Source organism: Roseivivax sp. THAF197b, assembly GCF_009363255.1.
Classification (GTDB): Bacteria; Pseudomonadota; Alphaproteobacteria; order Rhodobacterales; family Rhodobacteraceae; genus Roseivivax.
The window spans coordinates 884,797-910,206 of record NZ_CP045318.1; the positions used below are offsets into that span (position 1 = coordinate 884,797).

The following is a 25,410-nucleotide window of genomic DNA, read 5'->3' on the forward strand; positions in this document are numbered from 1 at the left end:
GCCCGAAACAGAGCGGCGCCCGGTCAGCTTCTGGGCGTCAATCCACGACCTTTCAACTCCGCATCGATCCAGGCGCGCTCGTCGCCGGTCAGGGTCTGCGCACGCGGATAGCGCGGCGTTGCCCGATCATTGAGGATGGGCGCGTCCCAGTTCTCGGTCGTATCGAAAAAGCGCCGCGCGCCCGCCTCGCCGAACATGTCGAGATAACCCTGAAGTACCACGTCGAGATAGCTCATCAGGATGGGCTTGTCGGGATGGGGCAGGCTGCGGCGTGCCTCGGGGACCGAGTAGATCGCGATGGAATGCAGATCCTCGACCGGATGGGCGATATCCTCGGTGGCCGGGATGCGGTCATATTCCGCCTCGCGCCGGTCGAGGATGTCCCAGTCATTGTTGGGCACCGCAGCGATCAGGCCGTCGATTTCCGCGCCGGGGGCGCGCACGGCGGTCAGAACAGCCAGCGGATGGGCCTCCACGGCGACCCAGGCACGGTGCCATCCGCGCGCCGTGGCCAGGTGTGCGGGGCGGTTTTCATGGGTCCGCTGATTAACCAGCGACCCGTAGCCAAAGAAAAAAGGTATCATTCGGACCTATTTGCGGGCATGGTGTCGGAAATCAATAATCTGTCGCCCCTCAAAAAGACAGGTGTGCAAGAAATAGCGTCATTCGGGAGGCGGACCGATGCGCATCACAAAGCGTACAAATATAGCGACGCGAGTGCTGATGTATTGTGCAGTGCATAATACCAGCCTCGTGACGAAATCCCAGATCGCGCGGGCGTGCAATGCGTCCGAGCACCACTTGGGCCAGATCGTCAATCAGCTCGCGCAGCTGGGCTATCTGGAAACACGGCGCGGGCGGCATGGCGGGCTCAGGCTGGCGCGCACGCCCGATCACATCGCGCTCGGGCCGCTTTTTCGGGCGTTCGAGGCGAAGGCGCCGCTGGCGGAATGCTTCGATCCCGAGGCCAATACCTGCCCACTGGTCGATGCGTGCCGGTTGCGCAAGGCGCTGACGAAGGCGGCCGAGGCGTTCTATGCGGCACTCGACGACGTGACCCTGGACGACCTGGTGGCGAACAACGCCTCTTTGTCGCAGGTCTTCGGTCTGGACGATCCTTCCTCCTCGCTTGCGCCTGCGGAGCCGCTTGAGTAAAGCTGTTTGCGCAGCGATGGGAGAACCGGCCGTCTGGCCGGTGCCGAAGGAGCAACCGCCCCGGAAACTCTCAGGCCTCAGGACCGTCGCGACAAGACACTCTGGAGAGTGGTGGCCGGGCTCAAAACCCATCCACCCGCCGAAGGGATAACGATCTCAGGCACCGGGACAGAGGGGGCGTTCCTGGCGGGCAACATGTCCGCCGCTGTTGGCGTCGGGACAAGAACCCGCGCCGCGTTGAATGGAGGGACGCCGTGCCAGAGCGCGATGCAAGCGATTACGACGATTGGCAGCGCCAGGAATGCGGCTGCGGCATGGCCCATGGCCCGGATGGCGGTCACGCGCCCGGATGCGACGGCGCCGCGGCTCCTGATGCGGCAGGCGATGCCCCGCGCACCGAAGAGGGGCTGCTGAAGACCCCGCTTCATGATCTGCACCTGGAACTGGGCGCCAAGATGGTCGAATTCGCGGGCTACGCGATGCCCGTGCAATACCCGATGGGCGTCATGAAGGAGCATCTGCACACCCGCGCCGAGGCCGGGCTGTTCGACGTGAGCCATATGGGCCAGGTCATCCTTCTGTCGCGCAAGCGCAGTGCTGCCGAGGCACTGGAGGCGCTGGTGCCGCAATCCGTGATCGATCTGCCCGAGGGGCGTCAACGCTACGGCTTTTTCACCAATGATGCGGGCGGGATCGAGGACGACCTGATGATCGCCAACAAGGGCGATCATCTGTTTCTGGTGATCAACGCCGCCTGCAAGGACGCCGATGTCGCGCTGATGCGCGCAGGCCTCGAGCCCGATGTGGTGGTCAAGCATGTCACTACCCGCGCGCTTCTGGCGCTTCAGGGCCCGAAGGCCGAGGCAGTGCTCGCCGAAATCGCGCCAGAGCTTGCGGATATGCGTTTCATGGATGTGCGCGACGCGGTTGTAGACGGGGTCGAGATCTGGGTCTCGCGCTCGGGCTATACCGGCGAGGACGGCTTCGAGATTTCGTTGCCTGCCGAGGCAGCGGAGGCTTTCGCGCGCCGCTTGCTGGATCATGAGGCCGTGGCGCCCATCGGCCTCGGCGCACGCGATTCGCTGAGGCTCGAAGCCGGGCTTTGCCTTTACGGGCATGATCTCGATCCGACGACATCGCCCGTCGAAGGTGCGCTCAACTGGGCGATCCAGAAGGTGCGCCGGACAGATGGCGCACGCGCGGGCGGCTTTCCCGGCGCGGATCGCATCCTTGCGGAGCTCAATGACGGCCCGGCGCAGAAACGCGTAGGCCTCACGCCCGAAGGCCGCGCGCCCATGCGTGAAGGGGTGCAGCTTTACGCCGACGAGACCAGTGCGGAGCCCGTGGGCCGCATCACCTCGGGCGGCTTCGGCCCCTCTGTCGAAGGGCCTGTGGCCATGGGCTACGTGCCCGCCGCATCGGCCACGCCCGGCACCGTTCTTTACGGGGACTTGCGCGGCAAGCGTCGCCCCGTCACCGTGACCGCGCTGCCCTTCGTGGCTGCAAATTTCAAACGATAGACGTCTCAGCGAAGCGGAACCTGCACATGAAATACACCGAAGAACACGAATGGCTCGAGATCGACGACGAGGGCGTTGTCACCGTGGGCATCACATCCCACGCGGCAGAACAGCTTGGTGATGTTGTCTTCGTCGAACTGCCCGACGTGCCCAAGACCGTGTCCAAGGATGACGAGGTCGTGGTGATCGAATCGGTCAAGGCGGCCTCGGACATCCTGGCCCCGCTCGACGGTGAGATCACGGAAGTGAACGAAGCGCTGACCGATGAGCCCGCGCAGGTGAACGACGACCCCGAAGGTGCCGCCTGGTTCTTCCGCATGACGATCGAGGACCCCTCGGCCCTCGACGATTTCATGGATGAAGCCGCTTACAAGAAGTTCATCGCCTGATCCGCGCCGCTCCGGTGCCCTCTCGGGGCCGGAAGCGGGCAGGCGCATCTGGAAAGAGGTAAGGGCAGGGCTGTGGCGCATCTCGGCGCCGCGGCGCACTCGCCCCGTTTGAGAGGACTGGTCATGGCCTTCACGCCCACCGATTACGATCCCTATGATTTCGCAAACCGTCGGCATATCGGCCCGTCGCCTGCCGAGATGTCGGAGATGTTCGCGGCGCTCGAAGTCGCCGATCTCGACGCGCTGATCGAAGAGACGGTGCCCGAGGCGATCCGGCAGGACCAGCCGCTCGATTTCGGCGCGCCTTTGTCCGAGCGCCAGCTCATTTTCGAGATGCGCCAGATCGCGAAGAAGAACCGCGTGATGACGACGATGATCGGGCAGGGCTATCACGGCACGGTCACGCCGCCTGCGATCCAACGCAATATCCTTGAGAATCCCGCCTGGTACACGGCTTACACGCCCTACCAGCCGGAGATCAGCCAGGGGCGGCTTGAGGCGCTTCTGAACTATCAGACCATGGTGTCGGATCTCACGGGCCTCGAGATCGCCAACGCGTCCCTTCTGGACGAGGCGACGGCCTGCGCCGAGGCCATGACCATGGCCATGCGGGTCGCGAAGTCCAAGGCGCGGGCCTTCTTCGTCGACGAAAATTGCCACCCCCAGAACATCGCAGTGATGAAAACCCGCGCCGAGCCTCTGGGCATCGAGGTCATCGTCGGCGCGCCCGAGACGCTGGATGCATCCGCCGTCTTCGGGGCGATCTTCCAGTATCCCGGCACCTATGGCGATCTGCAGGATTTCAGCCAGCCCATCTCCGCACTGCACGAAGCGGGTGCCTTGGGCATCGTGTCGGCCGATCCGATGGCGCTTTGCCTTCTGAAGGAGCCGGGTGCCATGGGCGCCGATATCGCCGTGGGCTCCACCCAGCGCTTCGGCGTGCCCATGGGCTATGGCGGGCCTCATGCCGCCTATATCGCCACCAAGGACGCCTACAAGCGCGCGCTGCCCGGCCGTCTTGTCGGCGTGTCGGTCGATGCGCATGGCAACCGGGCGTATCGCCTCGCCCTGCAAACGCGCGAACAGCATATCCGCCGCGAGAAGGCCACGTCGAATGTCTGCACCGCGCAGGCGCTGCTGGCGGTTATGGCAGGCTTCTATGCGGTCTTCCACGGACCCGAGGGTCTGAAGGCCATCGCGCAGCGCATCCATCTCAAGGCCGCGACCATGGCCGAGGGGCTGCGTGCAGGCGGCTTCACCGTCGAGACGGAGGCGTTCTTCGACACGATCACCGTCGATGTGGGCCTCTTTCAGCGGGGTATCCTGTCGGCGGCGGTCAATGAGGGGGTGAACCTGCGGCCCGTGGGCAAGACCCGCGTGGGCATCACCCTTGACGAGACAACGCGCCCCGAGAAGATCGAGGCGGTCTGGCGCGCCTTCGGCATCGACCGCAGCTACGCGGAAGTGACCGAGTATCGCCTGCCGGACGCGCTCGTGCGCCGCAGCGATTACCTGCAGCACGACGTCTTCCATATGAACCGCGCCGAGACCGAGATGATGCGCTATATGCGTCGCCTTGCGGACCGGGACCTGGCGCTCGATCGTGCGATGATCCCCTTGGGCTCCTGCACGATGAAGCTCAATTCCGCGGCCGAGATGATGCCGGTCTCCTGGCCTGAATTTTCCATGCTGCACCCGTTCTGCCCCAAGGATCAGGCGGCGGGCTACACCCAACTCATCGACGATCTGAACGCGAAGCTTTGCGAGATCACCGGCTACGACGCGATCTCCATGCAGCCCAATTCCGGCGCGCAGGGTGAATATGCGGGCCTTCTGACCATCGCCGCCTATCACCGCGCGCAGGGGCAGGGGCACCGAAATGTCTGCCTGATCCCGGTCAACGCGCATGGCACCAACCCGGCCTCCGCACAAATGGTGGGCTGGAAGGTCGTGTCGGTGAAATGCGACGAGAAGGGCTCCATCGACCTTGAGGATTTCCGCGCCAAGGCCGAGAAGCACAGCGCCGATCTCGCGGGCACGATGATCACCTATCCTTCCACCCACGGGGTCTTTGAGACCGAGGTGAAGGAGGTCTGCGCGATCACCCACGAACATGGCGGGCAGGTCTATATCGACGGCGCCAACATGAACGCGATGGTGGGCTTGTCGAAGCCCGGCGATTTGGGCGGCGATGTGAGCCACCTCAACCTGCACAAGACCTTCTGCATCCCGCATGGCGGTGGCGGCCCCGGCATGGGCCCCATTGGCGTGAAGGCGCATCTTGCCCCGCATCTGCCCGGTGATCCGACTGCGGGCGGGGAAGGGCCGGGCCCGGTTTCGGCGGCCCCCTTCGGCTCGCCCTCGCTGCTGCCGATCTCCTGGGCCTACATCAAGATGACCGGCGGCGATGGTCTGACGCAGGCGACGAAGGTGGCGATCCTGAATGCCAACTACATCGCGAAGCGCCTCGAAGGGGCGTTCGACGTGCTCTATCGCGGGCATGCGGGCCGGGTTGCGCATGAATGCATCATCGACGTGCGGCCCTTCCAGAAATCTGCGGGCGTGACGGTGGACGATATCGCCAAGCGGCTGATCGATTGCGGCTTCCACGCGCCGACCATGTCCTGGCCTGTGGCGGGTACGCTGATGGTGGAGCCCACGGAGTCCGAGACCAAGGCCGAGCTCGACCGCTTCTGCGACGCGATGCTGGCCATTCGGGACGAGATCCGCGCCATCGAAGAGGGGCAAATGGATGCGGAGAACAATCCGCTGAAACACGCGCCGCACACGATGGAAGACCTCGTGCGCGACTGGGATCGTCCTTACGCGCGCGAGCAGGGCTGCTTCCCGCCGGGCGCATTCCGGGTCGACAAGTACTGGCCGCCGGTCAACCGCGTGGACAACGTATATGGCGACCGGCACCTGATTTGCACCTGTCCTCCGATGGAGGATTACGCCGAAGCGGCGGAATAAACCGCCGCTTTACCCAGATGCGAAACGCCCCGGCCTTCAGAGAAAGCCGGGGCGTTTTTTCTCTCGCGAGATCGCAGAGGATGGTCACTCCACCAGGAACGACCAGAGGTCCCGGAGCGCCATCCATGTCTTCTGGTTCGAGGCTGCCAGCAGGTAGCCGTCGCGCATGCCAGCGCGGTATTCCGAACCGTCGAGCATTGCCACATGGCCCCCGGCACGGGCGGCGATCAGGCTCGCGGCGGTGTGGTCCCAGGGCGTGAGCTTCGAGGCCAGCACGAAATCGACGCCGCCTTGCGCGAAGACGCGGTATTCGTGGCAGGCGCAGCGCAGGTTCAGCGCGCGGCGCAACTTGGGAAAGGTCGCGGCCATCGCGTCCTGCTTGTCGTCGGGCAGCAATTTCAGACCGACGAAGCCCGAGATATCCTCAATGGCTCCGCCTTCACTCACCTGCACCTTTCGGGGCGCGCGGCGGCCCTTGACGAATTCCGCGGCCCCATCGCTATCGGCCCAGATGCAATCGTCCATGACCGGGTCGTAATGCAGCCCGAAGACCGGCACGCCGTAGCGCGCCACGGCGACGATCACGCCGAAGGTCGCGATGCCGTTGGCGTAGTTCCAGGTGCCGTCCACCGGATCGACCGTGAAGGCCAGTTCGGCGTCGGGCAGGCCCTTCTCGATATCGGGATGGTCCGACACGGCTTCCTCGCCGACGATCAGCGCATGCGGGAACATCTGCTGCAATCCGCGCGTGATCATCGCCTCGGCGGCGCGGTCCGCTTCGGTCACGAGGTCCTGCGGCCCGGTCTTGGTGGCTATATCGCCGGGCGCGAGATCGCGAAAGCGCGGCAGGATTTCGGCCCGGGCGGCGCGGCGGACGAGGTTGAGGACCTGTCTCTTCTGCGCGCGGGTCAGGGTGGTCACGGTCATCGGCAACGAATCGGACATATGTCTTCCCCTCAAACGAACATGCCTCCGCCTACGCCGCGCGGGCGGCGCTGCCAAGCCATTGCTCCGTCATTCCCGCGCGCGCAGGACCTGAGCGGGTCGGATGGCAAGCGGCCGCCAGGCGAAGAAGAGCCCCGCGAGCAGCGTCGCCAAGAGCCCGCCCAGCACGATACCGAGCGCCGAGGGCCAGACCACCGCATAGGCGGTCTCCATCAGGAAGGTGGACACGGCCCAGCCGCCCAGGATCCCCGCAACGATGGCCACGACGCCCGCACCCGCGCCCAGAAGCGCGGAGCGGAGCGCGAAGCTCGACAGGATGCGCCCACGCGTGGCACCCAGCGTCTTCAGGACGGCGGCCTCGTATGTGCGGGCCTGCTCGCCTGCCGCGGCGGCCCCGATCAGCACCAGGAAACCCGTGACGAGCGTGGCCGCCGCGCCCCAGCGCACGGCCTCGGCCACGCCGTCCAGAAGTTCCGACACGCGGTCGATGGCGTCGCGCACGCCGATCGCGGTCACGTTGGGCAGCGCCTCGGCGACCTCGCGCAGAACACGGGCCTCGTCGCTGGCCTCCGCATAGACAGTGGAGATGAAGGTATGCGGTGCGGCCTCGACCGCGGCGGGGTTCATCGTCATCACGAAGCCGATCCCGGCGGTCGAGAAATCCACCACGCGAAAGGACGTGATCTCGGCGGTGATGTCGCGGCCGAGGATGTTTACCGTGATATCATCGCCCAGCGACAGGCCGAGTTCCATCGCCTCTTCCTCGGCGAAGCTGATCTGCGGCGGGCCGTCGTAATCCTCGGGCCACCATTCGCCAGCGACGATACGCGTGCGGCTGTCGGGCTGGGCGGCATAGGTGATGCCCCGGTCGCCGCGAATGACCCAGTGATCGCCTGCAACTTCGGTTGCGGGCTGGCCGTTGATCTCGGTGATGACGGCGCGCAGCATCGGCGCGCTGTCCACCCGGCTGACGGCGGGATCGCTCTCGACGATATCGAGGAAGGTCTCCATCTGGTCCTTCTGGATGTCGACGAAGAAGTAGGAGGGCGCGACTTCCGGCAGATCCCGGTCGATGGCCGCGCGCAGGTTGCCGTCGATCTGGCCGATGGCGGCCAGCACGGCGAGGCCGAGGCCCAACGACAGCACGACCGACGATGCCTCCTCGCGCGGGCCCCCGATGGAGCCGAGCGCCCAGCGTAGGGCCGGTCTGCCGCGCGCGGGGCGGGTGGCTTTCTTCGCGACGAGACGGATGAGGAAGGCCGCGCCAACAAGGATGATCAGCGAGCCGAGGATGCCGCCCGCCGTCCAGAGCGTCAGTTCCGCATCGCCCGAGAAGGTCATCGCCACGGCGACAAGGATGATCAGAAGTGCTGCCGTCGCAATCAGGTAGCGCCCCGCAGGCAGCGCGCGCGCCGAGTCGAGCGCATCGCGGAAGAGCGTGGCCGCACGGACCTCTTCGGTCCGGGCAAGCGGCCAGAGCGTGAAGAGAAGGGCCGTCAGCACACCGTAGATCGCCGCCTCGATCAGCGGGGCGGGGTGCAGCATGAACAGCGTCGGCACTGGAAGCGCGTCCGAGATGAGCGGTGCGAACAGCATCGGCACGCCGGCGCCCAGCACCAGCCCGATGGCGATGCCCAGAAGCGCCAGCACGCCCACCTGGATGAAATAGGTCAGAAAGATCGTCTGCCGCGTGGCACCGAGCGTGCGCAGCGTGGCAATCACGGAGGTCTTGCGCGAGAGATAGGCGCGCACCGCCGCCGACACGCCGATGCCGCCCACGGCAAGGCCCGATAGGCCCACCAGCACGAGGAAGCCGCCCAATCGGTCCACGAACCGGGCCGTGCCGGGCGCGCCGTTGCGCGAGTCGCGCCAGCGGATGCCGGCATCGCGGTACCGCTCCTCGGCCTCGCGCTTGACCGCGTCGAGGTTCGTCTCCTCGGGCAGGAGCATGCGGTATTCCGTCTCGAACAGGGTGCCCGCTTCCAGTAGGCCCGCGCCATCCAACGCTTCCGTGCGCACCATGGTGCGCGGCCCGAGATCGAAACCGCCGCCTGCATCGTCGGGCTCCGTCTCGATCAGGGCGGACAGGGTGAAGCTTTTGGTGCCCAGCCGGAACGTGTCACCGGGGGCGATGCCCAGACGGTCCGCGAGGATCGGCGCCATCACCGCGCCATCGCCTGCGAGCGCGTCGGGCAGGGGCATGGCGGGCTCCAGCACCATCTCGCCCAGAAGCGGATAGGCGTCGTCCACGGCTTTGATCTGGGTCAGGCCCCGCTCTGCTTGCTCGCCTTCCCCGACCACGGCCATGGAGCGGAAATCCACGACCTCCGACAGGGCGGTCGACACGCTTTCCATCCAAGCGCGTTCGTTCTCGGTGGCGTAGCGGTAGGTGAATTGCGCCTCCGCATCGCCGCCCAGAAGCACAGCGCCCTGATCCTCGAGCCCCGCCTGAATCGCAGAGCGGACCGAGCCGACCCCGGCAATGGCCGCGACGCCCAGAGCGAGGCAGGCCAGAAAGATGCGGAAGCCCTTGAGGCCCCCGCGCAATTCGCGTTTGGCGAAGGTCGCCGCTGTCCGAAAGCTCATTCCGCGGCCTCGACCATGGCGTCTTTCTTCACGCGACCATCGGTCAGGGTGACGACCCGGTCGCAGCGATCGGCGAGGGCGGGCGCGTGCGTGACCAGTACCAGCGTTGCGCCATGGCGGTCGCGCAGACCGAAGAGCATGTCCATGATCGCCTCGCCGTTGACGCCATCGAGGTTGCCCGTGGGCTCGTCGGCCAGCAGGATCTCGGGCCGGGGGGCGGCGGCGCGGGCCAGTGCCACACGCTGCTGTTCGCCGCCCGACATCTGCGCGGGATAGTGATCGGCACGGTGACCGATCCCGATGGCGTCAAGCTCGGCGCGGGCCTTGTCGAAGGCGTCCTTGTCGCCCGCAAGCTCGAGCGGCGTCGCGACGTTCTCTAAGGCGGTCATGGTGGGGATCAGGTGGAAGGACTGGAACACGACACCCATGTGATTGCGTCGGAACTTGGCCAAGCCATCCTCGTCCATCGCGGTCAGGTCCTGCCCAAGTGCCTGCACGGAGCCCGAGGTCGCGCGCTCCAGCCCGCCCATGACCATCAGCAGCGACGATTTGCCCGACCCGGACGGTCCGATCATGCCGAGCGTCTCGCCCTTGCGCACGTCGAGAGAGATGCCATGTAGGATCTCGACCATCCCGGCATTGCCGCTGAGGCTGAGGGTGACATCTTTAAGAGAAAGCACCGCTTCCGAAGGAGTGACCATGTCGCGCAATACCCGCTGCTTCAATTCGTTGACGTCGTTCAGATATGGGGCGACCCGCGCGCCGATCAACGCATGCGCCGCGCTGATGCTGCTGTGCAGCGCCGCACATGCGGAGACGCTGGAGTTGGTGGCGCTCGGGGATTCGCTGACCCAGGGCTATGGGCTGCCGCAGGGCGAAGGCTTCGTGCCGACCTTGCAGGCCTGGCTCGATGCGGAAGGATACGATGTCGAGGTCGTGAATGCGGGCGTCTCGGGCGACACCACGGCAGGCGGGCTCTCCCGCGTCGAATGGTCCCTGTCCGACGAGACGGACGCGATGATCGTGGCGCTTGGCGGCAACGATCTGTTGCGGGGCATCGCGCCCGAGACGGCGCGCGCCAATCTCGATGGCATTCTCGAAGTGGCGCAGGGCCGCGATCTGCCCGTCCTTCTGGTGGGGATGATCGCGCCGTCCAATTACGGCCCCGACTACAAGGCCGCGTTCGACGCGCTTTATGTCGAATTGTCCGAAGAATACGACACGCTGTTCTACCCGGAATTCTTCGCGGGTCTACGCGAGAGCGAGGGCGACCAGCCTCAGGACATGGCCCGCTTCATGCAGCCGGACGGCATTCACCCCTCGGCCGAAGGGGTAACGCGCATCGTAGAGGATATGGGGCCGAGCGTTGCCGAATTGCTGGAGCAGGGCGGCGCAGACAGCTGACGCGAGACACGCCCAAAGCAAAAAAGGCGCCCGCGACCGGACGCCTTGATACACTTTAACAACCGGCCTTCGGTCTCTCAGGCCAGTTCGAGATCGACTGCGGATTCCCGACCGTCGCGGCCGGTCTGCAATTCGTACTTCACCTTCTGGTTATCGGCGAGGCCGGTCAGTCCCGACCGTTCTACCGCCGAGATGTGGACGAAGATGTCCTTTCCGCCGGTATCCGGCGCGATGAAGCCGTATCCCTTGGTGGTGTTGAACCATTTGACGGTGCCCGTGGCCATTGTCTCGCTTCTCCCAATTGTAGCTGCCCGCATCATTGCGGCAGATCGGCATAATCGTTGACATCGTATGACTGTGCCTTGGTCGAAGGAGCAGGATAGATATCGTAACGTAGCAGTAAGATGCTCATCGATTCTGGGCGTTTTGCGCAAGAAAAAATCTCGTCCATCTCGCCGCAGGCAAAATTGCGTTGGCTGCGGGGGATTTTTCTTGTTTTGCGCCCCGCGCGCGCCATGTCTGCCTCTGGAACACAGACGCACCCGACAGGAGCCAAAAAATGACGCGATCCGAAATGCTTGAGCGGTATGAAGCCAAGAAGGTACTGCTGGAGCGGAGCCATCAGGTCGAAGCCGGGCAGGCATCCGCGCTCGCTTATGCGGCGTTTGCCACGAAAAATGTCTTCGACGAAAACCCGCTGCTGCAAAAAGCGGCACATGCGGCGATGCTGTTCAACATCGCAGCGATCGGGATCGTGCCGATTCTCCTGATCTTCTATCTCAACTGATCCTGCGCGCAGGCGCATATTCGCAAGACAAGAAGCCCCGGACCGTGATGGTGCCGGGGTTTTTCATGCGCGGAGTGTCCGACTTGGCGGTTTCGGTTCCGACTGACTAAACTGCGTGAATGCAGGGCGCGCGGCGCAAAATCGGCTGCGCTTTGCAGAAAGTGGCTGACGCTCAATGAGCGCGGGAGACATCCATCTCAGGCTCTGCCTGGCGGCCCATCTGGGCGATCAGCGCAAGTGCGACGCCTGCCATGGCAATGCCGATATAGAGCGCGAATGCGGCCCCGACGCCCATATCAAGTCCGATGACGCCGAACAGGGCTGCGAGTCCGCCGAAAAAGCTGCTGCCGATCAATGCGAGAATCATCATGTCAGGCGCCCTTTCCGGTGTTCAATGATATCGGTCGATGGATCACACACTCACTAATGGCGCCAAATCGGGCCAAATCAGGGCAGCGGTGGGGCGATGTCTGGCCGTTCGCTGCGTGAGAGTGTGATGGCACGCCAGAAATGACGGGGCAAGCGCGCCACCAATTTCCGCGAGATATCGGCATATTCTGTCTCACCGGCCAGCATCCGCAGGTAATCGTGCTTGAGCGTTTCGGAGCGCTGGAAGCTGGCTATGAAGCCGTCCCGCAGGCGCGGCTGGAACAAAAGCGGTCGAATAAGGCGGGCATGGCCAATCGCGCGATAAGTCGGGCGCAAACCCTTGCGATAGCGCGCAAGCGCCGTGTCGGGCGCGCCCGCCCTGAGCGCCGCAGTCGCAGCCTCGGCCGCGATTCGCCCCGAAATCAGTGCATAGGCGATGCCTTCGCCGGTGATCGGATCGACAAGCCCGGCGGCATCGCCCGCGAGAAGGACACGGTTCCGACCCGGCACGCGGCGGGGCGCACCGAAGGGCAGGTATTGCCCCTTGATTCGCACATCGCGTGGATGTCCCGAGCCATCGAGATAGCGCGTCATCTGCGCCTTCATGTCGGGGTTGCGGGTATGCACCCCGCCCACGCCCACGGTGGTCCCGCAGGTCTTGGGGAACACCCAGCCATACCCCCAATCCGCCGCGCCGAAATCGATCCGCACCACGGGATCGGAGGCCTCGGTAGGCGCGTCAGGCGCGGTAGAAGGGGGAAACTCCGCCTCCAATGCGAACCCGATCTGTTTGGGATGGAAGGGGCGACCATAAAGCGCACGCGCGACACCGCTCGAGACGCCATCGGCTCCGATCATGACCGTGGCCGACAGGCGCAAATCGCCCAAGGTCAGCGCAGGCTCCGATACGTCGATATCCCGCGGGGCGGTGCCGGTGAACGGAGCGGCTCCGGCGTCGGTCGCCGCCTTGAACAGGGCCGCGTCCAGCGTCTGGCGCATCGCCATATGGATGGGGGGCACGTCGTCATAGCGCCCGATCTCGCGGCCGAACGCGCCGAAAGACACCGATGTCGCGGTCAGGTAGGGCGCTTCGGGGGCGTCCTGCGCGAAGGCTGCGCGGAAGGCTTTCATCGCGCGCCCGGTAAATCCCCCGCCGCATAATTTGTGCCGGGGGAAGTCGCATTTGTCGACAAGGGCGACGGAGAGGCCCGCGCGGGCCGCGGTTGCAGCCGCGGCGCTGCCGGCCGGTCCCGCGCCGACGACGATCAGGTCAAAGCGGCGCGGGGAAGGCATCTCAAGCGACGGTCACCTTGGTTCCCGTCGGCACGCGGTTATAGAGGTCGATCACGTGGTCGTTGATCATCCGGATGCAGCCATTCGAGACCGAGCGGCCGATCGAGGACGGGCTGGTCGTGCCGTGGATGCGGTAGAAGGTGTCGCGCCCGTTCTGGAACAAGTACAGCGCGCGTGCCCCCAGCGGATTGCCCGGCCCGCCGGGCTGGACGTAATCGTTGTCCTTGAAGCGGGCATAGGTGTTGGGCTCACGCTCGATCATCTCGTTGGTGGGACGCCAGGTGGGCCATTCCTTCTTCACCTGGATCACGGCCTCGCCCGAGAATTCGAGCCCGGCCTTGCCGACGCCCACGCCGTAGCGGCGCGCCTGGCCCGGCGCTTCGACGTAGTAAAGGAAATGCGCGCGCGGCAGCACGATGATCTGTTGCGGCGCGAGCGAGGATTTCACCCGCACGGTTTGCGGCGTGTAGATGGGATCAATCTGAAAACCTTGGGCGCGGGCGATGGCCGGCGCGGCAAGCGTTGCCGCGGACGCGGCAAGAAATGTACGACGGTTAAACATGGCAGACCTTTCGAAACGAGCAGGATTGCAATTGTTCGGGGGCGGGCGCCGAGCGCAACCTCTGACAGACGCGTGATCGCCGGGTGATGACCCGGCGGCAACACTGTCATTCCCCGTTCTTGATGCTCAAAATGAGGTCAAACGGGCGATTTTTGAAGAGGTTTGGCCGGAAAAGGCCGGACCCTTTGCAATTTACCGCTCGAATGCGTACCTATGACGGGATCATGAGAACCCGCGTGCGGCGCGGCCTCCGAACCAACCCATTCCCAGACAGATTGGATATGTCATGACCGAGGTGAAAACCGGCGACACCGTTTCGATTCATTATACCGGCACGCTGAATGACGGCTCGACCTTCGATTCGAGCGACGGGCGCGACCCGCTCGAGTTTACCGTGGGCTCCGGCCAGATCATTCCCGGCCTCGACAAGGCGCTTCCCGGCATGACCGTCGGCGAGAAGAAGACTGTCGAGATTCCTGCGGATGAAGCATACGGCCAGCGTCAGGACGCGGCGATGCAGACCGTCCCGCGCGAACAGATTCCGGCGGAAATCCCGCTCGATATCGGCACGCAGCTTCAGGTGCAGACGCCCACCGGCGAAGTGATGCCGGTCATGGTGGCGGAAGTCACCGAAGCGGAAGTGACGCTCGATGCGAACCATCCGCTCGCGGGCAAGGATCTGAACTTCGCGATCGAGCTTGTGGACATCAAGGCCGCCTGATCGGAGCTTGCTCCATGCAGAAAGGCCGGGCAAGGTGCCCGGCCTTTTTGTTTCGGCGTGGTGGGTTTTCACCCACCCTACATGTCATCCCCGTAGGGTGGGTGAAAACCCACCACTGCGCCCGTTCAGTCGCGCTTGCCCGAGAACCGGGTCTGCCAATCCTCACGCTCGGCATCGGTGATCTTGCGGAAGGTCACGTCCGGCACGGTGAAGGCGTGGCCCGCGGGCAGGGCCTGCAGGTCTGCATCCACATCACCGGGCCAAGCGGCCTCCGGATCGCCCATCGCTTCCAGAAGTTGCGCCGAGGCATCCGGGATGAAGGGCTGTGACAGCACCGCATAGAGCCGGATCAGGTTCAGCCCCAACCGAATCTGCATCGCGGCGGTCTCGGGGTCTTCCTTGAAGGTGGACCAGGGTGCGGCTTCCTGCAGGTATTCGTTGCCCAGCACCCAGATCGCGCGCAGGGTCATCGCCGATTTGCGGACCTCCATCGCTTCCATCTGGCGTTCGTACTCGGCGAGTTTCTCCTGCAAGGCCGAGACCAGCGCGGTTTCCCGCTCGGTGAAGGTGCCGCCTTCGGGCACCTGCTCGCCGAACTTGGAGCGGCAGAACTTGGTGACGCGGGAGGCGAAATTGCCCAGCACATCCGCGAGATCCTTGTTCACCGAGCTCTGGAAATTCTCCCAAGTGAATTCCGCGTCCGAGCTTTCGGGCGCATGGCTCAGAAGCCACCAGCGCCAGTAATCGGCAGGCAGGATCTCGAGTGCCTGATCCATGAAGACGCCGCGCCCGCGCGAGGTGGAGAATTGCCCGCCCTCATAGTTCAGATAGTTGAACGACTTGATGTAATCGACGAGCTTCCACGGCTCCTGGCTTCCCAGGATCGTCGCGGGGAAGGAGAGCGTGTGGAACGGCACGTTGTCCTTGCCCATGAACTGCGTATAGCGCACGTCGTCCGCGCCCTTGTCGGTGCGCCACCAGCGCTGCCAATCGTCGCCCTTGCCCGCATCGACCCATTCCTGGGCGGAGGCGATGTATTCGATGGGCGCGTCGAACCAGACATAGAAGACCTTGCCCTCCATGCCGGGCCAGTCCTCATTGCCGCGCTTGACGGGAATGCCCCAGTCGAGATCGCGGGTGATGCCCCGGTCCTGCAGCCCGTCCCCGTCATTGAGCCATTTCTTGGCGATCGACGTGGTAAGGACCGGCCAGTCGCCCTTGCTGTCGATCCAGGCTTCGAGCTCGTCCTTCATCTGGCTTTGGCAGAGGTAGAGATGCTTGGTCTCGCGCATCTCCAGATCGGTGGCGCCCGAGATCACCGAGCGCGGATTGATCAGGTCGACGGGATCGAGCTGCTTGGTGCAATTGTCGCATTGATCGCCGCGCGCATCCTCGAAGCCGCAATTGGGGCAGGTGCCCTCGATATAGCGGTCGGGCAGGTAGCGCCCGTCGGTGGGCGAGTACATCTGCGTCTCGCAAACCTCGCGGATCAGGCCACGCTCGGCCAGAACGCCCGCGAAATGCTGCGTGAGCGCGTGGTTCTGCGGCGAGGAGGAGCGGCCGAAATGATCGAAGGAGAGGCGGAAGCCTTCGGCGATCCGGGCCTGGGTCTCGTGCATCTCGGCGCAATATTGCGCGACGGGCTGGCCTGCTTTCTTGGCGGCCAGCTCGGCAGGCGTGCCGTGCTCGTCGGTGGCGCAAAGGAACAGCACCTCATGGCCGCGCGCGCGCTGGTAGCGGGCAAAGAGGTCGGCCGGCAGCTGCGAGCCCACGAGATTGCCCAGATGCTTGATCCCGTTGATATAGGGGATCGCGGAGGTGATGAGATGTCGGGCCATGGCGCCTGCCTTGCATTGTCGGGTGCGGGAGCGTTTGGCGCCATTTAGACCATCGCCGGGCCGGGGGCCAGTGGCCGCAAGCCGATCCGGCGGGGCGGGCGTGCCGCCCGCGCATCCCTGGCGCGCTGATCGTGCCGATCATCGCGCATGCGAGGGGCGCGGCCCCTCTTGGCCGCCTTGCGGCCAATTCACCCCGGGCGTTGTTTTGGAAAGGTGAAGGTCTGTCGGGCGCGCTTTCGTGCCGTAGGCGCGCTCAGGGTGGTGGAATGCGGGGTCCGATGCGGGGAACAAGTCGCATTGTTCCGGCCGCAGGGTCGGCAATGGGTGTGGGGGGCGGATGGACCGTCCGCTTGGTCAGACCGGAACAGGGCTACTGTGCAGCGTCGAGGCCTCGGCGCGCAGCGTCCAGGCGGCGGGCGGGGCCATGCGGGCGCGCAGCCGCGTCACGCGCCAGCGGTCGCAGCCCGGGGCGTGATCCGGCTCGCTTTGCCACCGGCTTTCGATGCCTGCGGCCCCGCCCGCACCCGGTGTCAGGAGAAGCCCCGTGGGCCGGGCCTCGCGCGTGGTGCCCGCCTCCGCGGCCAGTTGCAGCCGCCGCACCGGCGTGAGGCCCGGCGCTTCGGTCAGGTCTGCCACGGCCAGCGCCACGGCGCCCGCGCGCAAGGTTTCCTCGAGCGCCCAGAGGCGGTCGATCTCGCGCGGGGCGGCAATGAAGAGAAGCCGCGCGGGATCGCAGATGCCGTGCATGCCGCAGGGATTGAGCCCCGAGCCGCCGGGCGGGGCGATCCAGATCACCGAGCCCTGGGTCCGGCCTGCAACCTCCAGCGCGAAGCGCAGCCGGGCGCGCCCGCAGATTTCATGCACGCGGCCTTCGCGCAGGGAAATCTCCCCGGTCAGCGCGATGGCGGGCGCGGCCTTCTGCGGCGCGCGTGTCAGAAGCGTGTCGACCGTCTCTACCATATCCTGGATATAACGCGTTCGCTATTTGTTCTCAAGGCGCCCGTGCAGAGCGGACCTGCGATCAAAGCGGGCTTGTGGGGCGGGCGGCGGCATGCCACCCCTGAGCGTCGAGAGGCCTCTACCCGGAAGGACGGCACCGCCATGCGACTGACCCTGCTTATTTTTCTTGCAGGCTTAATGAGTTTTGCAGGCCTGGCGCGGCAGGCGGACGCGGCAGAGATCACCGTCTTTGCCGCCGCCTCCACGCGCGACGCGCTGGCCGAGGCGGCGGCGGGTTTCGAAGCGGCAAGCGGGCACAGCGTGCGGATCGCGCCTGCGGGCTCGTCGCTTCTGGCCCGGCAGATCGACCGGGGTGCGCCTGCGGATCTGTTCCTGTCGGCCAATCCCGGCTGGATGGATTGGCTGGAGGCGCGCGGGCATGTCCAGGCGGAGACGCGGGTCACGCTTCTGGCCAACCGGCTTGTCCTGATCGCGCCTGCGTATGGTGGCGGCGATGGGCAGGTGGCGCTCACGGACGCGGCCCTTCTGGACCGGCTTGGCGCCGAGGGGCGCCTTGCGATGGCGCTGAGCGATGCGGTGCCAGCGGGGCTCTATGCCAAGGCCGCCTTCGAGACGCTGGGCCTGTGGGACGCCCTCGCGCCGCGCCGGGTCGAGGCGGACAATGTGCGCGCGGCACTGGCGCTGGTGGCGCTTGGTGAGGCACCGCTCGGCGTGGTCTATGCCAGCGATGCCGCCGCGGAGCCGCGTGTGCGGATCGTGGCAGAGATTCCGGAAAGCGCGCATCCCGAGATCCGCTATCCCGCCGCCCTTTTGCAGGAGGCGCGCGCGCCCGAGGCGGCCGCGGCGTTTCTTGAGTGGTTGCAAGGCCCCGAGGCGCGCGCAATCTTCGAGGCGCATGGCTTTGCCGCGCCGCCCGAGTGAGGTAATCGGGGATTCATGGAAACACTCGCGCAGACATTGGGGCCCGAGGCGTGGCAGGCGGTGCGGCTGTCGCTGAAAGTGGCGTTCTGGGCGACCATCGCGGCGCTGCCCGCAGGCGTGGCCGTGGCCTATATCCTGGCGCGTGTGCCGTTTCCGGGGCGCGGTATTCTGAACGGTCTGGTGCATCTGCCGCTGATCCTGCCGCCGGTGGTGACGGGCTACCTGCTGCTTCTGGGGTTCGGACGGCAAGGGCCGTTCGGATCGGTGCTTTATGAGGTTTTCGGGGTCACGCTGGCCTTTCGCTGGACGGGGGCGGCGCTGGCCGCGGCGATCATGGCCTTCCCGCTTCTGGTGCGGGCGATCCGTCTGGCACTCGAGGCGGTCGATCCGGGACTTGAGGAGGCCGCGGCAACTTTGGGGGCTTCGCGCCTTCGGGTCTTTCTGACCGTGACCTTGCCGCTGATCCTGCCCGGCGTGATCGCGGGGGCGGTCCTGTCCTTTGCCAAGGCCATGGGCGAGTTCGGCGCGACGATCACCTTCGTCGCCAACATCCCCGGCGAGACCCAGACGCTGCCCTCGGCCATCTATGCCTTCCTGCAGGTGCCGGGTGGCGAGGATGCGGCGATGACGCTGGTCCTCGTGTCCATCGGTATTGCCATGGGCGCGCTGGCCTTGTCAGAGGTGCTGGCCCGGCGGGCCGCCAAGCGGGTGGCCGGACGATGACGCTCTCCGTGGCCATTCAGAAACGTCTTGGTGAATTCGCGCTCGACGTGCGCTTCGAGGCGCCGGAGGGGGTGACCGTCCTGTTCGGACGCTCGGGGTCGGGCAAGACATCCGTGGTGAACGCGGTTGCGGGGCTGATGCGCCCCGATGCCGGGCGGATCACGCTGGAGGATGAGGTGCTGTTCGACGGGGCGGCGCGGCGCTCCGTGCCGGTTCATCGGCGCCGGGTGGGCTATGTCTTTCAGGACAGCCGCCTGTTTCCGCATCTCGATATCCGTCAGAACCTCGCCTATGGACGGCGTGCGCGCGGCTTGAAGGGCACCGGCGCGATGGACCGGATCGTGGCGCTTCTGGGGCTCGAGGATCTGCTCGCGCGGCGGCCCGGAGCGCTGTCGGGCGGCGAGGCGCAGCGCGTGGCGATCGGGCGCGCGCTGCTGTCGGAGCCGCGCATGCTTCTGATGGATGAGCCGCTGGCCGCGCTCGACGCGCCGCGCAAGGCGGATATCCTGCCCTATCTCGAACGTCTGCAGGCCGAGACCGGGCTGCCCATTCTCTATGTCAGTCACAACCTGTCCGAGGTGGCGCGGCTGGCCACGCATCTCGTGGTGCTGGAGCGCGGCCGCGTTCTGAAAGCGGGCTCCGCCGAGGCGCTGCTGTCCGACCCGGACCTCGTGCCGGTCATGGGCCTGCGCGAGGCGGGCGCGGTCCTGCCCGCACGCGTGGCAGGGCACGGTGCGGACGGGCTGACAGAACTTGCGGTGTCTGGCGGCACGCTCTGGCTGCCGCGGATCGGGGCGGAGCCGGGCACGCGGCTCCGCGTGCGCGTCCTCGCGCAGGACGTGATCATCGCGACCGAACGGCCCGCGGGCCTGTCCGCGCTGAATATCCTGCCCGCGACGATCACGGGGCTGCGGCCGGGCGAGGGGCCCGGCATGATTGCGCAGCTTGCGGTGGGCGACGACACGATCCTCGCCCGTGTGACCCGCCGCTCTGCCGATGCGCTGGGCCTGTGCGAAGGGCGGGGCTGTTTCGCGGTGATGAAATCGGTGGCAGTCGCGCCCGTCGATGTCGGTCGGGGCTTGCGGGTCTGATCCGAGCCTTTAGGAAGACGCCCAAAGAAGGAGTCTTCCCATGTCCGTGACAAAGAAACCCCTGGGCCGGTCCGGCCTCGATGTGACCGAGTTCTGCCTTGGCACCATGACCTTCGGCAACCAGACCGACGAGGCCACGGCCCATGCACAGATCGAGCATGCCGCCGCGGCGGGCCTCAATTTCATGGATGCCGCCGAGATGTACCCGGTGAACCCCGTTCGCGCGGAGACGGTGGGCCGCACCGAGGAGATCCTGGGCAACTGGTTCGCGAAATCCGGCAAGCGGCACGAATGGATCGTGGCCACGAAAGTGTCGGGCGCGGGACTTGCGGCGGTGCGGGACGGCGCGCCCATCAGCCCCGCGACGATGACCGAGGCGCTGGAATCCTCACTCAAGCGCCTGCAGACGGATGTGATCGACCTTTACCAGCTGCATTGGCCCAATCGCGGCTCCTACGCGTTCCGCCAGCAATGGGGCTTTGCGCCCGAGACCCAGGACACCGCCGAGACGCGCCAGCACATGGCCGATGTGCTGGGTTGGGCGCAGCGCGAAGTGGATCGGGGCACGATCCGTGCGATGGGCCTGTCGAATGAAAGCGCCTGGGGCACGATGGCCTGGAACCGCATCGCCGAGGCCGAGGGTCTGCCGCGCATGAATGCGGTGCAGAACGAATATTCGCTGATGTACCGGATGGCCGACACGGATCTGGCCGAGGTGCTGCTGCACGAAGAGGTGGGCTTTCTGCCATACTCGCCGCTGGCGGCGGGCCTCTTGTCGGGCAAGTATCAGGACGGCGCCGTGCCCGAGGGCAGCCGGATGGCGGTCGATATCTCCTTTGGCGGCGAAGGCGGCCTCGGCGGGCGGAAGACCGAGCGGGCCTTCGTCGCCGCAGAGGCCTATCTGCAGGTTGCCCGCGATTTCGGGCTCGACCCGGTGCAGATGGCCTTCGCCTGGTCCGCGCGACGGCCCTTCGTGACCTCGTCGATCTTCGGCGCGACGACGCTGGCGCAGCTCGATCATGCGCTGGGCGCCATCGACGTGACGCTGTCGGACGAATGCCTCGCGGCGCTGGACGCGGTCCACAAGGCGCATCCGTTCCCGTTCTGAGGCGGCGCCTCTCTTCCGCCCTGGCGGGCGTCTTCGAGGTGTGCCCGCGTGATCGAGCCCTGGATCCTCTTCACCCTTCTGGCAGCCGCCTTCCAGACGGTGCGCTTCATGCTGCAGAAGGTGATGAGCGCGGGCGGGCTCAGCGCCACCGCGTCGAGCTTCGCGCGCTTTGCCTATGCGATGCCCTTCGCCCTTGTCGCGGCGGCGCTTTGGGCCGCGGCGGGAAGCGGCCCGCCCGGCGCGCTCGCTCCGGTGTTCTGGATCTACGCCCCGTTGGGCGCGCTGGCGCAGATCCTCGCCACGATCTGCGTGGTGGCCCTGTTCGCCCATCGCAGTTTCGCGGTGGGCATCACGCTGAAGAAGACCGAGGTCCTGCAGACCGCCCTCGTGGGCTGGCTGATCCTCGGCGAGACGGTCAGCGCGGCGGGCCTTGCCGCGATGGTCCTGGGGTTGGTCGGCGTTCTGCTCCTGTCGGACACGCCAGGCCTCACGGGCCGATGGTGGCAGCGGATCGGTCTCAGGGTGGTGCTTCTGGGCCTCGCCTCCGGCCTCTTCTTCGGGCTGTCGGGCGTGGGTTATCGCGGTGCTGCGCTGGCGGTGGGCGCGGACGACCCGGTCAGCCGGGCGCTTTTCGCGCTGGCCCCGGTGACGGTGATGCAGACAATCGCGCTGGGTCTGTGGCTGCGCGTGACAGCGCCAGGGACGCTCACCGCGGTGGCGCGCTGGTGGCCCAAGGGGATCTGGCTTGGCCTCACATCCGTGGGCGGCTCCTTTGGCTGGTTCGCGGCCTTCTCGCTGCAGAACGCGGCCTATGTCTTCGCCGTGGGACAGGTGGAGCTGATCTTCTCGCTCGCAGCCTCGGTGCTGTTCTTCCGCGAACGGGCCACGCGGCGGGAGCTTGCGGGCATCGCGATCCTGTGCGTCTCGATCATCGCGCTTGTCGCGGCGGTCTGAGCCCCGTTGCGCCCCGCGCCCCTTGCAGCTATCCCGCGCGGCCATGAGTGAACGACATCCCTCCGGTGCGCCCTGGCGCAATTTCTATGGCCGCTTCAAGGGCAAGGGCCTGCGCAAGTCGCAGGAGGCCTATCTCGACGAGGATCTGGCCGCCTACAGCCCCGGTCCCGTCGGATGGGACGTCAATCCCGACCGCCATCCCCTTGACCTGCAAGCCTTGTTCGGCGGCAAGCCCGTCTGGCTCGAGGTCGGCTTCGGCGGCGGGGAGCATCTGGTGCATCAGGCGCTGGGCAACCCTGAGGTCGGGCTCATTGGCTGCGAGCCCTATATCAACGGCGTGGCGATGCTTCTGGGCAAGCTGCGGGAGAACCCCGCGCAGAACGTTCGCATCCATCCCGGCGATGCGCGCGATCTCTTCGATGTCCTGCCCGAGAACAGCCTCGACAAGGCTTTCCTGCTTTATCCCGATCCCTGGCCCAAGAAGCGCCACCATCGCCGCCGCTTCGTCACGCCCGAACATCTCGAGCCGCTGGCGCGCGCGCTGAAACCCGGCGCGGAGTTTCGCGTGGCGACGGATATTCCCGATTACGTGCGCCAGACCCTGGTCGAGGTGCCGCGGGCAGGCTTCGAGTGGCTGGCCGAAGGTCCGCGGGACTGGCGCGAACCCTGGGCCGACTGGACCCGCACGCGATATGAGGAAAAGGCCCTCCGCGAAGGGCGCACGCCGCATTACCTGACCTTCCGCAAAGGCTGAGCGGCCAAATCCGCCGACTTTTCAGGGCCGGTCCCTGCAAGTCCGATGGACGATGACCGGCCCGCTTGTTAAAGCCCCGTGCAACCCGTCACGAAGGAAACCCTATGTCCGCCCACGGTCCTGCCATCCCGATGATTGCCCGCAAATCCGGGCCCCTCACAGGCACGGCGGAGGTGCCGGGCGACAAGTCGATCTCGCATCGCGCGCTGATCCTTGGTGCCTTGTCGGTGGGCGAGACACGGGTGACGGGGCTTCTGGAAGGGCAGGACGTGCTCGATACCGGGCGGGCCATGCGCGCCTTCGGGGCCGAGGTGTTCCGCGAGGGCGAGGCCTGGGTCGTGCACGGCGTGGGCGTCGGCGGCTTCATGGAGCCCGACCAGGTCATCGATTGCGGCAATTCGGGCACCGGCGTGCGGCTGATCATGGGCGCGATGGCGACCTCGCCCATCGCGGCGACCTTCACCGGCGATGCGAGCCTCAATTCCCGGCCCATGGCGCGGGTCACCGATCCGCTGGCCCTGTTCGGCGCGCAGGCGATGGGCCGCTCGGGTGGGCGCCTGCCGATGACGATCAAGGGCGCGGATCGCCCGCTGCCGGTGCGCTACGAGACGCCGGTGCCCTCCGCGCAGGTCAAGTCGGCGGTCCTGCTGGCCGGGCTCAATGCGCCGGGCGAAACCGTCGTGCTGGAGGCCGAAGCGACGCGCGATCACTCCGAACGGATGCTTGCGGGCTTCGGCGCCGACGTCACGGTGGAGGATACGCCGCAGGGTCGGCTGATCACGCTGCAGGGCCGTCCCGAGCTGCGCCCGCAGACGATTGCCGTGCCCCGCGATCCGTCCTCTGCAGCCTTCCCGGTCTGCGCCGCGCTGATCACCGAAGGTTCGGACGTGCTGGTGCCCAATATCGGGCTCAATCCGACGCGCGCGGGGCTGTTCACCACCCTGCGCGAGATGGGCGCGGATCTGACCTACGAGAACGAACGCGAGGAGGGCGGCGAGCCCGTGGCCGATCTGCGCGCGCGCTTTTCGCCCAACCTCAAGGGCATCGAGGTGCCTGCGGAACGCGCGGCCTCGATGATCGACGAATACCCCGTCCTGTCGGCCGTCGCGGCCTATGCCGAGGGCGCGACCTACATGCCGGGCGTCAAGGAGTTGCGCGTGAAGGAAAGCGACCGGATCGACGCGATGGCCGAAGGTCTGCGCGCCAACGGCATCGAGGTCGAGGAGGGCCCGGATTGGTGGCGCGTCCATGGGCGCGGCTTCGGGCAGGTGACCGGCGGCGCGACGGTCGCATCGCGGCTCGACCACCGGATCGCGATGTCCTTCCTCGTTTTCGGCATGGCCGCAGAGAAGGGCTGCCGCGTCGATGATGGCGGACCGATCGCGACCTCGTTCCCGATCTTCGAGCCGCTGATGACAACCCTGGGCGCCACCATCGAGCGGGAGGCGGCATGACCACACAGACACGTATCGGCTTTGCGGCGGTCCTGATCTTCATTCTCATGGTGGGGGTGAACAATGCCCTTGTCGCACCCGCCGTGACCGGAGACCTGCTGCCGCAATCGGCGCTTATGGGCTACACGCCCCTGCAGCTTGAAACCTTCGTGGCGGAGATCGGGCAGGCGGGCTGGATCGGCATGCTCTACCGGATCGAACTGGGCGTGATCGATCCGCTTTTCATCGGGTTCTTCGCGCTCTGGGTGTCGCTGGCCTTGCGCGGATCGCCGAAAGTGGCGCTGGGCTTTGCTCTGATCTACGCGCTGGTGGACCTGACCGAGAACGGCCTTCTGCTCTGGGCGCTTGGCGGCGGAGATCCGGCGGCGGCGACAACGCTGCTTCTGCCCGTGACGCGCGTGAAACTGGGCCTCGCGGCGATCCTGTTTCTTGCCGGGCGGGCCGCCACGCGCCGCAGGCTCGCCGAGGAGAACGCGGCGCGATGACGCCCGAGGCTGCGGGAAGCTGCCTGTGCGGTGCGATCCGCTACGAGGTCTTCGCAAAGCTGCGCCCGGTGGTCGGCTGTCATTGCACGCAATGCCGCAAGACCTCGGGCCACCATGTCGCTGCGACCGCTGCCGATCCTGCCCATGTGGCGATCACCGGCACACCGCGCTGGTTTCGGTCATCCGAGGCGGCGGAGCGGGGCTTCTGCCCCACATGCGGATCGAACCTGTTCTGGCGCAGGCCCGGACATCTGTCGATTTTCGCAGGCACGCTTGATACCCATGCGGCGGACCTCACCCTTGCGGGGCATATCTTCTGCGCCGACAAGGGGCGGTACTACGAGATCGCGGATGGCACCCGGCAATCACCCGGCCAGGATGCGACACTTGCGCCGCCCGCGCGCTAGAGACGGAGAAA

The 25,410-nt window shown here is 66.2% G+C and carries 27 protein-coding genes and 1 riboswitch; of the genes, 16 read left to right on the top strand and 11 right to left on the bottom strand.

Going from position 1 to position 25,410, the window contains the following annotated elements:
- Positions 1–23 precede the first annotated feature (23 nt).
- A complete protein-coding gene (locus tag FIV09_RS04460) occupies positions 24–584 on the bottom strand; it encodes a gamma-glutamylcyclotransferase family protein (RefSeq protein WP_152448868.1) in 561 nt (186 codons plus the stop codon).
- A gap of 97 nt (positions 585–681) precedes the next feature.
- Between FIV09_RS04460 and FIV09_RS04465 the strand changes: the two genes are divergently transcribed.
- From FIV09_RS04465 to gcvP, 4 genes are all read left to right on the top strand, one after another.
- The gene (locus FIV09_RS04465) at positions 682–1,155 is read left to right on the top strand and encodes an Rrf2 family transcriptional regulator (RefSeq protein ID WP_152448869.1); all 474 of its coding nucleotides are present in this window, start codon (positions 682–684) and stop codon (positions 1,153–1,155) included.
- Positions 1,156–1,162: 7 nt separating this feature from the next.
- Positions 1,163–1,251: riboswitch (glycine riboswitch) on the top strand.
- 359 nt (positions 1,252–1,610) lie between these two features.
- Positions 1,611–2,675 carry a glycine cleavage system aminomethyltransferase GcvT gene (gene gcvT, locus FIV09_RS04470; protein WP_254702349.1) on the top strand — a complete coding sequence of 355 codons (1,065 nt, stop codon included), beginning with the start codon at positions 1,611–1,613 and terminating at the stop codon, positions 2,673–2,675.
- A 26-nt stretch (positions 2,676–2,701) separates the two neighbouring features.
- Positions 2,702–3,064 carry a glycine cleavage system protein GcvH gene (gcvH, locus tag FIV09_RS04475; RefSeq protein WP_152448870.1) on the top strand — a complete coding sequence of 121 codons (363 nt, stop codon included), beginning with the start codon at positions 2,702–2,704 and terminating at the stop codon, positions 3,062–3,064.
- Positions 3,065–3,187: 123 nt separating this feature from the next.
- On the top strand, positions 3,188–6,037 hold the full coding sequence (gene gcvP / locus FIV09_RS04480; RefSeq protein WP_152448871.1) for an aminomethyl-transferring glycine dehydrogenase: 2,850 nt from the start codon (positions 3,188–3,190) through the stop codon (positions 6,035–6,037).
- An 84-nt stretch (positions 6,038–6,121) separates the two neighbouring features.
- Here gcvP and FIV09_RS04485 read toward each other — a convergent pair whose 3' ends face one another.
- The 3 genes from FIV09_RS04485 to FIV09_RS04495 form a co-directional block, all read right to left on the bottom strand.
- On the bottom strand, positions 6,122–6,982 hold the full coding sequence (locus FIV09_RS04485) for an inositol monophosphatase (protein WP_152448872.1): 861 nt from the start codon (positions 6,980–6,982) through the stop codon (positions 6,122–6,124).
- 69 nt (positions 6,983–7,051) lie between these two features.
- Complete coding sequence (locus tag FIV09_RS04490; RefSeq protein ID WP_152448873.1) at positions 7,052–9,568, bottom strand: ABC transporter permease; 2,517 nt, start codon at positions 9,566–9,568, stop codon at positions 7,052–7,054.
- Entirely contained in the window at positions 9,565–10,269 is a 705-nt protein-coding gene (locus FIV09_RS04495) for an ABC transporter ATP-binding protein (RefSeq protein ID WP_152448874.1), read from the bottom strand. The genes FIV09_RS04490 and FIV09_RS04495 overlap by 4 nt, the downstream gene beginning before the upstream one ends.
- On the opposite strand from FIV09_RS04495, the gene FIV09_RS04500 reads away from it, so the two are divergent.
- Complete coding sequence (locus tag FIV09_RS04500) at positions 10,268–10,972, top strand: arylesterase (RefSeq protein ID WP_152448875.1); 705 nt, start codon at positions 10,268–10,270, stop codon at positions 10,970–10,972. The two genes, FIV09_RS04495 and FIV09_RS04500, sit on opposite strands and share 2 nt — an antisense overlap.
- Positions 10,973–11,049: 77 nt before the next feature.
- On the opposite strand, the gene FIV09_RS04505 is transcribed toward FIV09_RS04500, so the two are convergent.
- Both FIV09_RS04505 and FIV09_RS04510 read right to left on the bottom strand, forming a co-directional pair.
- Positions 11,050–11,256 (bottom strand): cold-shock protein, encoded by a 207-nt coding sequence (locus FIV09_RS04505; RefSeq protein ID WP_152448876.1) that lies wholly within the window; start codon positions 11,254–11,256, stop codon positions 11,050–11,052.
- A gap of 32 nt (positions 11,257–11,288) precedes the next feature.
- Entirely contained in the window at positions 11,289–11,489 is a 201-nt protein-coding gene (locus tag FIV09_RS04510) for a hypothetical protein (RefSeq protein WP_152448877.1), read from the bottom strand.
- Positions 11,490–11,531: 42 nt separating this feature from the next.
- Here FIV09_RS04510 and FIV09_RS04515 point away from each other — a divergent pair, with 42 nt between their 5' ends.
- Entirely contained in the window at positions 11,532–11,759 is a 228-nt protein-coding gene (locus FIV09_RS04515) for a hypothetical protein (protein ID WP_152448878.1), read from the top strand.
- Positions 11,760–11,931: 172 nt separating this feature from the next.
- Here the strand turns inward: FIV09_RS04515 and FIV09_RS04520 are convergent, their stop codons facing one another.
- From FIV09_RS04520 to FIV09_RS04530, 3 genes are all read right to left on the bottom strand, one after another.
- Positions 11,932–12,129, bottom strand: coding sequence for a hypothetical protein (locus FIV09_RS04520; protein WP_152448879.1), 198 nt, complete (start codon positions 12,127–12,129; stop codon positions 11,932–11,934).
- 77 nt (positions 12,130–12,206) lie between these two features.
- On the bottom strand, positions 12,207–13,421 hold the full coding sequence (locus FIV09_RS04525) for a geranylgeranyl reductase family protein (RefSeq protein WP_152448880.1): 1,215 nt from the start codon (positions 13,419–13,421) through the stop codon (positions 12,207–12,209).
- 1 nt (position 13,422) lies between these two features.
- A complete protein-coding gene (locus FIV09_RS04530; protein ID WP_152448881.1) occupies positions 13,423–13,983 on the bottom strand; it encodes a L,D-transpeptidase in 561 nt (186 codons plus the stop codon).
- A 286-nt stretch (positions 13,984–14,269) separates the two neighbouring features.
- Between FIV09_RS04530 and FIV09_RS04535 the strand changes: the two genes are divergently transcribed.
- Positions 14,270–14,704, top strand: coding sequence for a peptidylprolyl isomerase (locus FIV09_RS04535; protein WP_152448882.1), 435 nt, complete (start codon positions 14,270–14,272; stop codon positions 14,702–14,704).
- A 125-nt stretch (positions 14,705–14,829) separates the two neighbouring features.
- Here FIV09_RS04535 and metG read toward each other — a convergent pair whose 3' ends face one another.
- Both metG and FIV09_RS04545 read right to left on the bottom strand, forming a co-directional pair.
- Positions 14,830–16,542 (bottom strand): methionine--tRNA ligase, encoded by a 1,713-nt coding sequence (gene metG / locus FIV09_RS04540; RefSeq protein WP_152448883.1) that lies wholly within the window; start codon positions 16,540–16,542, stop codon positions 14,830–14,832.
- 354 nt (positions 16,543–16,896) lie between these two features.
- Complete coding sequence (locus FIV09_RS04545; RefSeq protein WP_152448884.1) at positions 16,897–17,502, bottom strand: ImuA family protein; 606 nt, start codon at positions 17,500–17,502, stop codon at positions 16,897–16,899.
- A 177-nt stretch (positions 17,503–17,679) separates the two neighbouring features.
- On the opposite strand from FIV09_RS04545, the gene modA reads away from it, so the two are divergent.
- From modA to FIV09_RS04590, 9 genes are all read left to right on the top strand, one after another.
- The gene (gene modA / locus FIV09_RS04550; protein ID WP_216646450.1) at positions 17,680–18,423 is read left to right on the top strand and encodes a molybdate ABC transporter substrate-binding protein; all 744 of its coding nucleotides are present in this window, start codon (positions 17,680–17,682) and stop codon (positions 18,421–18,423) included.
- A 15-nt stretch (positions 18,424–18,438) separates the two neighbouring features.
- Entirely contained in the window at positions 18,439–19,146 is a 708-nt protein-coding gene (gene modB / locus FIV09_RS04555; RefSeq protein WP_152448886.1) for a molybdate ABC transporter permease subunit, read from the top strand.
- Positions 19,143–20,237, top strand: a complete 1,095-nt coding sequence (gene modC / locus FIV09_RS04560; protein ID WP_152448887.1) for a molybdenum ABC transporter ATP-binding protein — start codon at positions 19,143–19,145, stop codon at positions 20,235–20,237. Before modB ends, modC begins: the two co-directional genes overlap by 4 nt.
- Before the next feature lie 46 nt (positions 20,238–20,283).
- On the top strand, positions 20,284–21,345 hold the full coding sequence (locus tag FIV09_RS04565) for an aldo/keto reductase (protein WP_152452353.1): 1,062 nt from the start codon (positions 20,284–20,286) through the stop codon (positions 21,343–21,345).
- 48 nt (positions 21,346–21,393) lie between these two features.
- On the top strand, positions 21,394–22,299 hold the full coding sequence (locus tag FIV09_RS04570) for an EamA/RhaT family transporter (RefSeq protein ID WP_371417751.1): 906 nt from the start codon (positions 21,394–21,396) through the stop codon (positions 22,297–22,299).
- Between the two features lie 43 nt (positions 22,300–22,342).
- Positions 22,343–23,053, top strand: coding sequence for a tRNA (guanosine(46)-N(7))-methyltransferase TrmB (locus FIV09_RS04575; RefSeq protein ID WP_152448888.1), 711 nt, complete (start codon positions 22,343–22,345; stop codon positions 23,051–23,053).
- A gap of 104 nt (positions 23,054–23,157) precedes the next feature.
- Positions 23,158–24,507, top strand: a complete 1,350-nt coding sequence (aroA, locus tag FIV09_RS04580) for a 3-phosphoshikimate 1-carboxyvinyltransferase (protein ID WP_152448889.1) — start codon at positions 23,158–23,160, stop codon at positions 24,505–24,507.
- Positions 24,504–24,992, top strand: a complete 489-nt coding sequence (locus FIV09_RS04585) for a hypothetical protein (protein WP_152448890.1) — start codon at positions 24,504–24,506, stop codon at positions 24,990–24,992. The genes aroA and FIV09_RS04585 overlap by 4 nt, the downstream gene beginning before the upstream one ends.
- Positions 24,989–25,399 (top strand): GFA family protein, encoded by a 411-nt coding sequence (locus tag FIV09_RS04590; protein ID WP_152448891.1) that lies wholly within the window; start codon positions 24,989–24,991, stop codon positions 25,397–25,399. Before FIV09_RS04585 ends, FIV09_RS04590 begins: the two co-directional genes overlap by 4 nt.
- Positions 25,400–25,410: the final 11 nt, after the last annotated feature.

Coding starts and splice junctions, on each gene's coding strand:
- FIV09_RS04460 (WP_152448868.1), bottom strand. CDS start 584: ATGATACCTTTTTTCTTTGGCTACGGGTCGCTGGTTAATCAGCGGACC.
- FIV09_RS04465 (WP_152448869.1), top strand. CDS start 682: ATGCGCATCACAAAGCGTACAAATATAGCGACGCGAGTGCTGATGTAT.
- gcvT (WP_254702349.1), top strand. CDS start 1,611: ATGGTCGAATTCGCGGGCTACGCGATGCCCGTGCAATACCCGATGGGC.
- gcvH (WP_152448870.1), top strand. CDS start 2,702: ATGAAATACACCGAAGAACACGAATGGCTCGAGATCGACGACGAGGGC.
- gcvP (WP_152448871.1), top strand. CDS start 3,188: ATGGCCTTCACGCCCACCGATTACGATCCCTATGATTTCGCAAACCGT.
- FIV09_RS04485 (WP_152448872.1), bottom strand. CDS start 6,982: ATGTCCGATTCGTTGCCGATGACCGTGACCACCCTGACCCGCGCGCAG.
- FIV09_RS04490 (WP_152448873.1), bottom strand. CDS start 9,568: ATGAGCTTTCGGACAGCGGCGACCTTCGCCAAACGCGAATTGCGCGGG.
- FIV09_RS04500 (WP_152448875.1), top strand. CDS start 10,268: ATGTCGCGCAATACCCGCTGCTTCAATTCGTTGACGTCGTTCAGATAT.
- FIV09_RS04495 (WP_152448874.1), bottom strand. CDS start 10,269: ATGGTCACTCCTTCGGAAGCGGTGCTTTCTCTTAAAGATGTCACCCTC.
- FIV09_RS04505 (WP_152448876.1), bottom strand. CDS start 11,256: ATGGCCACGGGCACCGTCAAATGGTTCAACACCACCAAGGGATACGGC.
- FIV09_RS04510 (WP_152448877.1), bottom strand. CDS start 11,489: ATGGCGCGCGCGGGGCGCAAAACAAGAAAAATCCCCCGCAGCCAACGC.
- FIV09_RS04515 (WP_152448878.1), top strand. CDS start 11,532: ATGACGCGATCCGAAATGCTTGAGCGGTATGAAGCCAAGAAGGTACTG.
- FIV09_RS04520 (WP_152448879.1), bottom strand. CDS start 12,129: ATGATGATTCTCGCATTGATCGGCAGCAGCTTTTTCGGCGGACTCGCA.
- FIV09_RS04525 (WP_152448880.1), bottom strand. CDS start 13,421: ATGCCTTCCCCGCGCCGCTTTGACCTGATCGTCGTCGGCGCGGGACCG.
- FIV09_RS04530 (WP_152448881.1), bottom strand. CDS start 13,983: ATGTTTAACCGTCGTACATTTCTTGCCGCGTCCGCGGCAACGCTTGCC.
- FIV09_RS04535 (WP_152448882.1), top strand. CDS start 14,270: ATGACCGAGGTGAAAACCGGCGACACCGTTTCGATTCATTATACCGGC.
- metG (WP_152448883.1), bottom strand. CDS start 16,542: ATGGCCCGACATCTCATCACCTCCGCGATCCCCTATATCAACGGGATC.
- FIV09_RS04545 (WP_152448884.1), bottom strand. CDS start 17,502: ATGGTAGAGACGGTCGACACGCTTCTGACACGCGCGCCGCAGAAGGCC.
- modA (WP_216646450.1), top strand. CDS start 17,680: ATGAGTTTTGCAGGCCTGGCGCGGCAGGCGGACGCGGCAGAGATCACC.
- modB (WP_152448886.1), top strand. CDS start 18,439: ATGGAAACACTCGCGCAGACATTGGGGCCCGAGGCGTGGCAGGCGGTG.
- modC (WP_152448887.1), top strand. CDS start 19,143: ATGACGCTCTCCGTGGCCATTCAGAAACGTCTTGGTGAATTCGCGCTC.
- FIV09_RS04575 (WP_152448888.1), top strand. CDS start 22,343: ATGAGTGAACGACATCCCTCCGGTGCGCCCTGGCGCAATTTCTATGGC.
- aroA (WP_152448889.1), top strand. CDS start 23,158: ATGTCCGCCCACGGTCCTGCCATCCCGATGATTGCCCGCAAATCCGGG.
- FIV09_RS04585 (WP_152448890.1), top strand. CDS start 24,504: ATGACCACACAGACACGTATCGGCTTTGCGGCGGTCCTGATCTTCATT.
- FIV09_RS04590 (WP_152448891.1), top strand. CDS start 24,989: ATGACGCCCGAGGCTGCGGGAAGCTGCCTGTGCGGTGCGATCCGCTAC.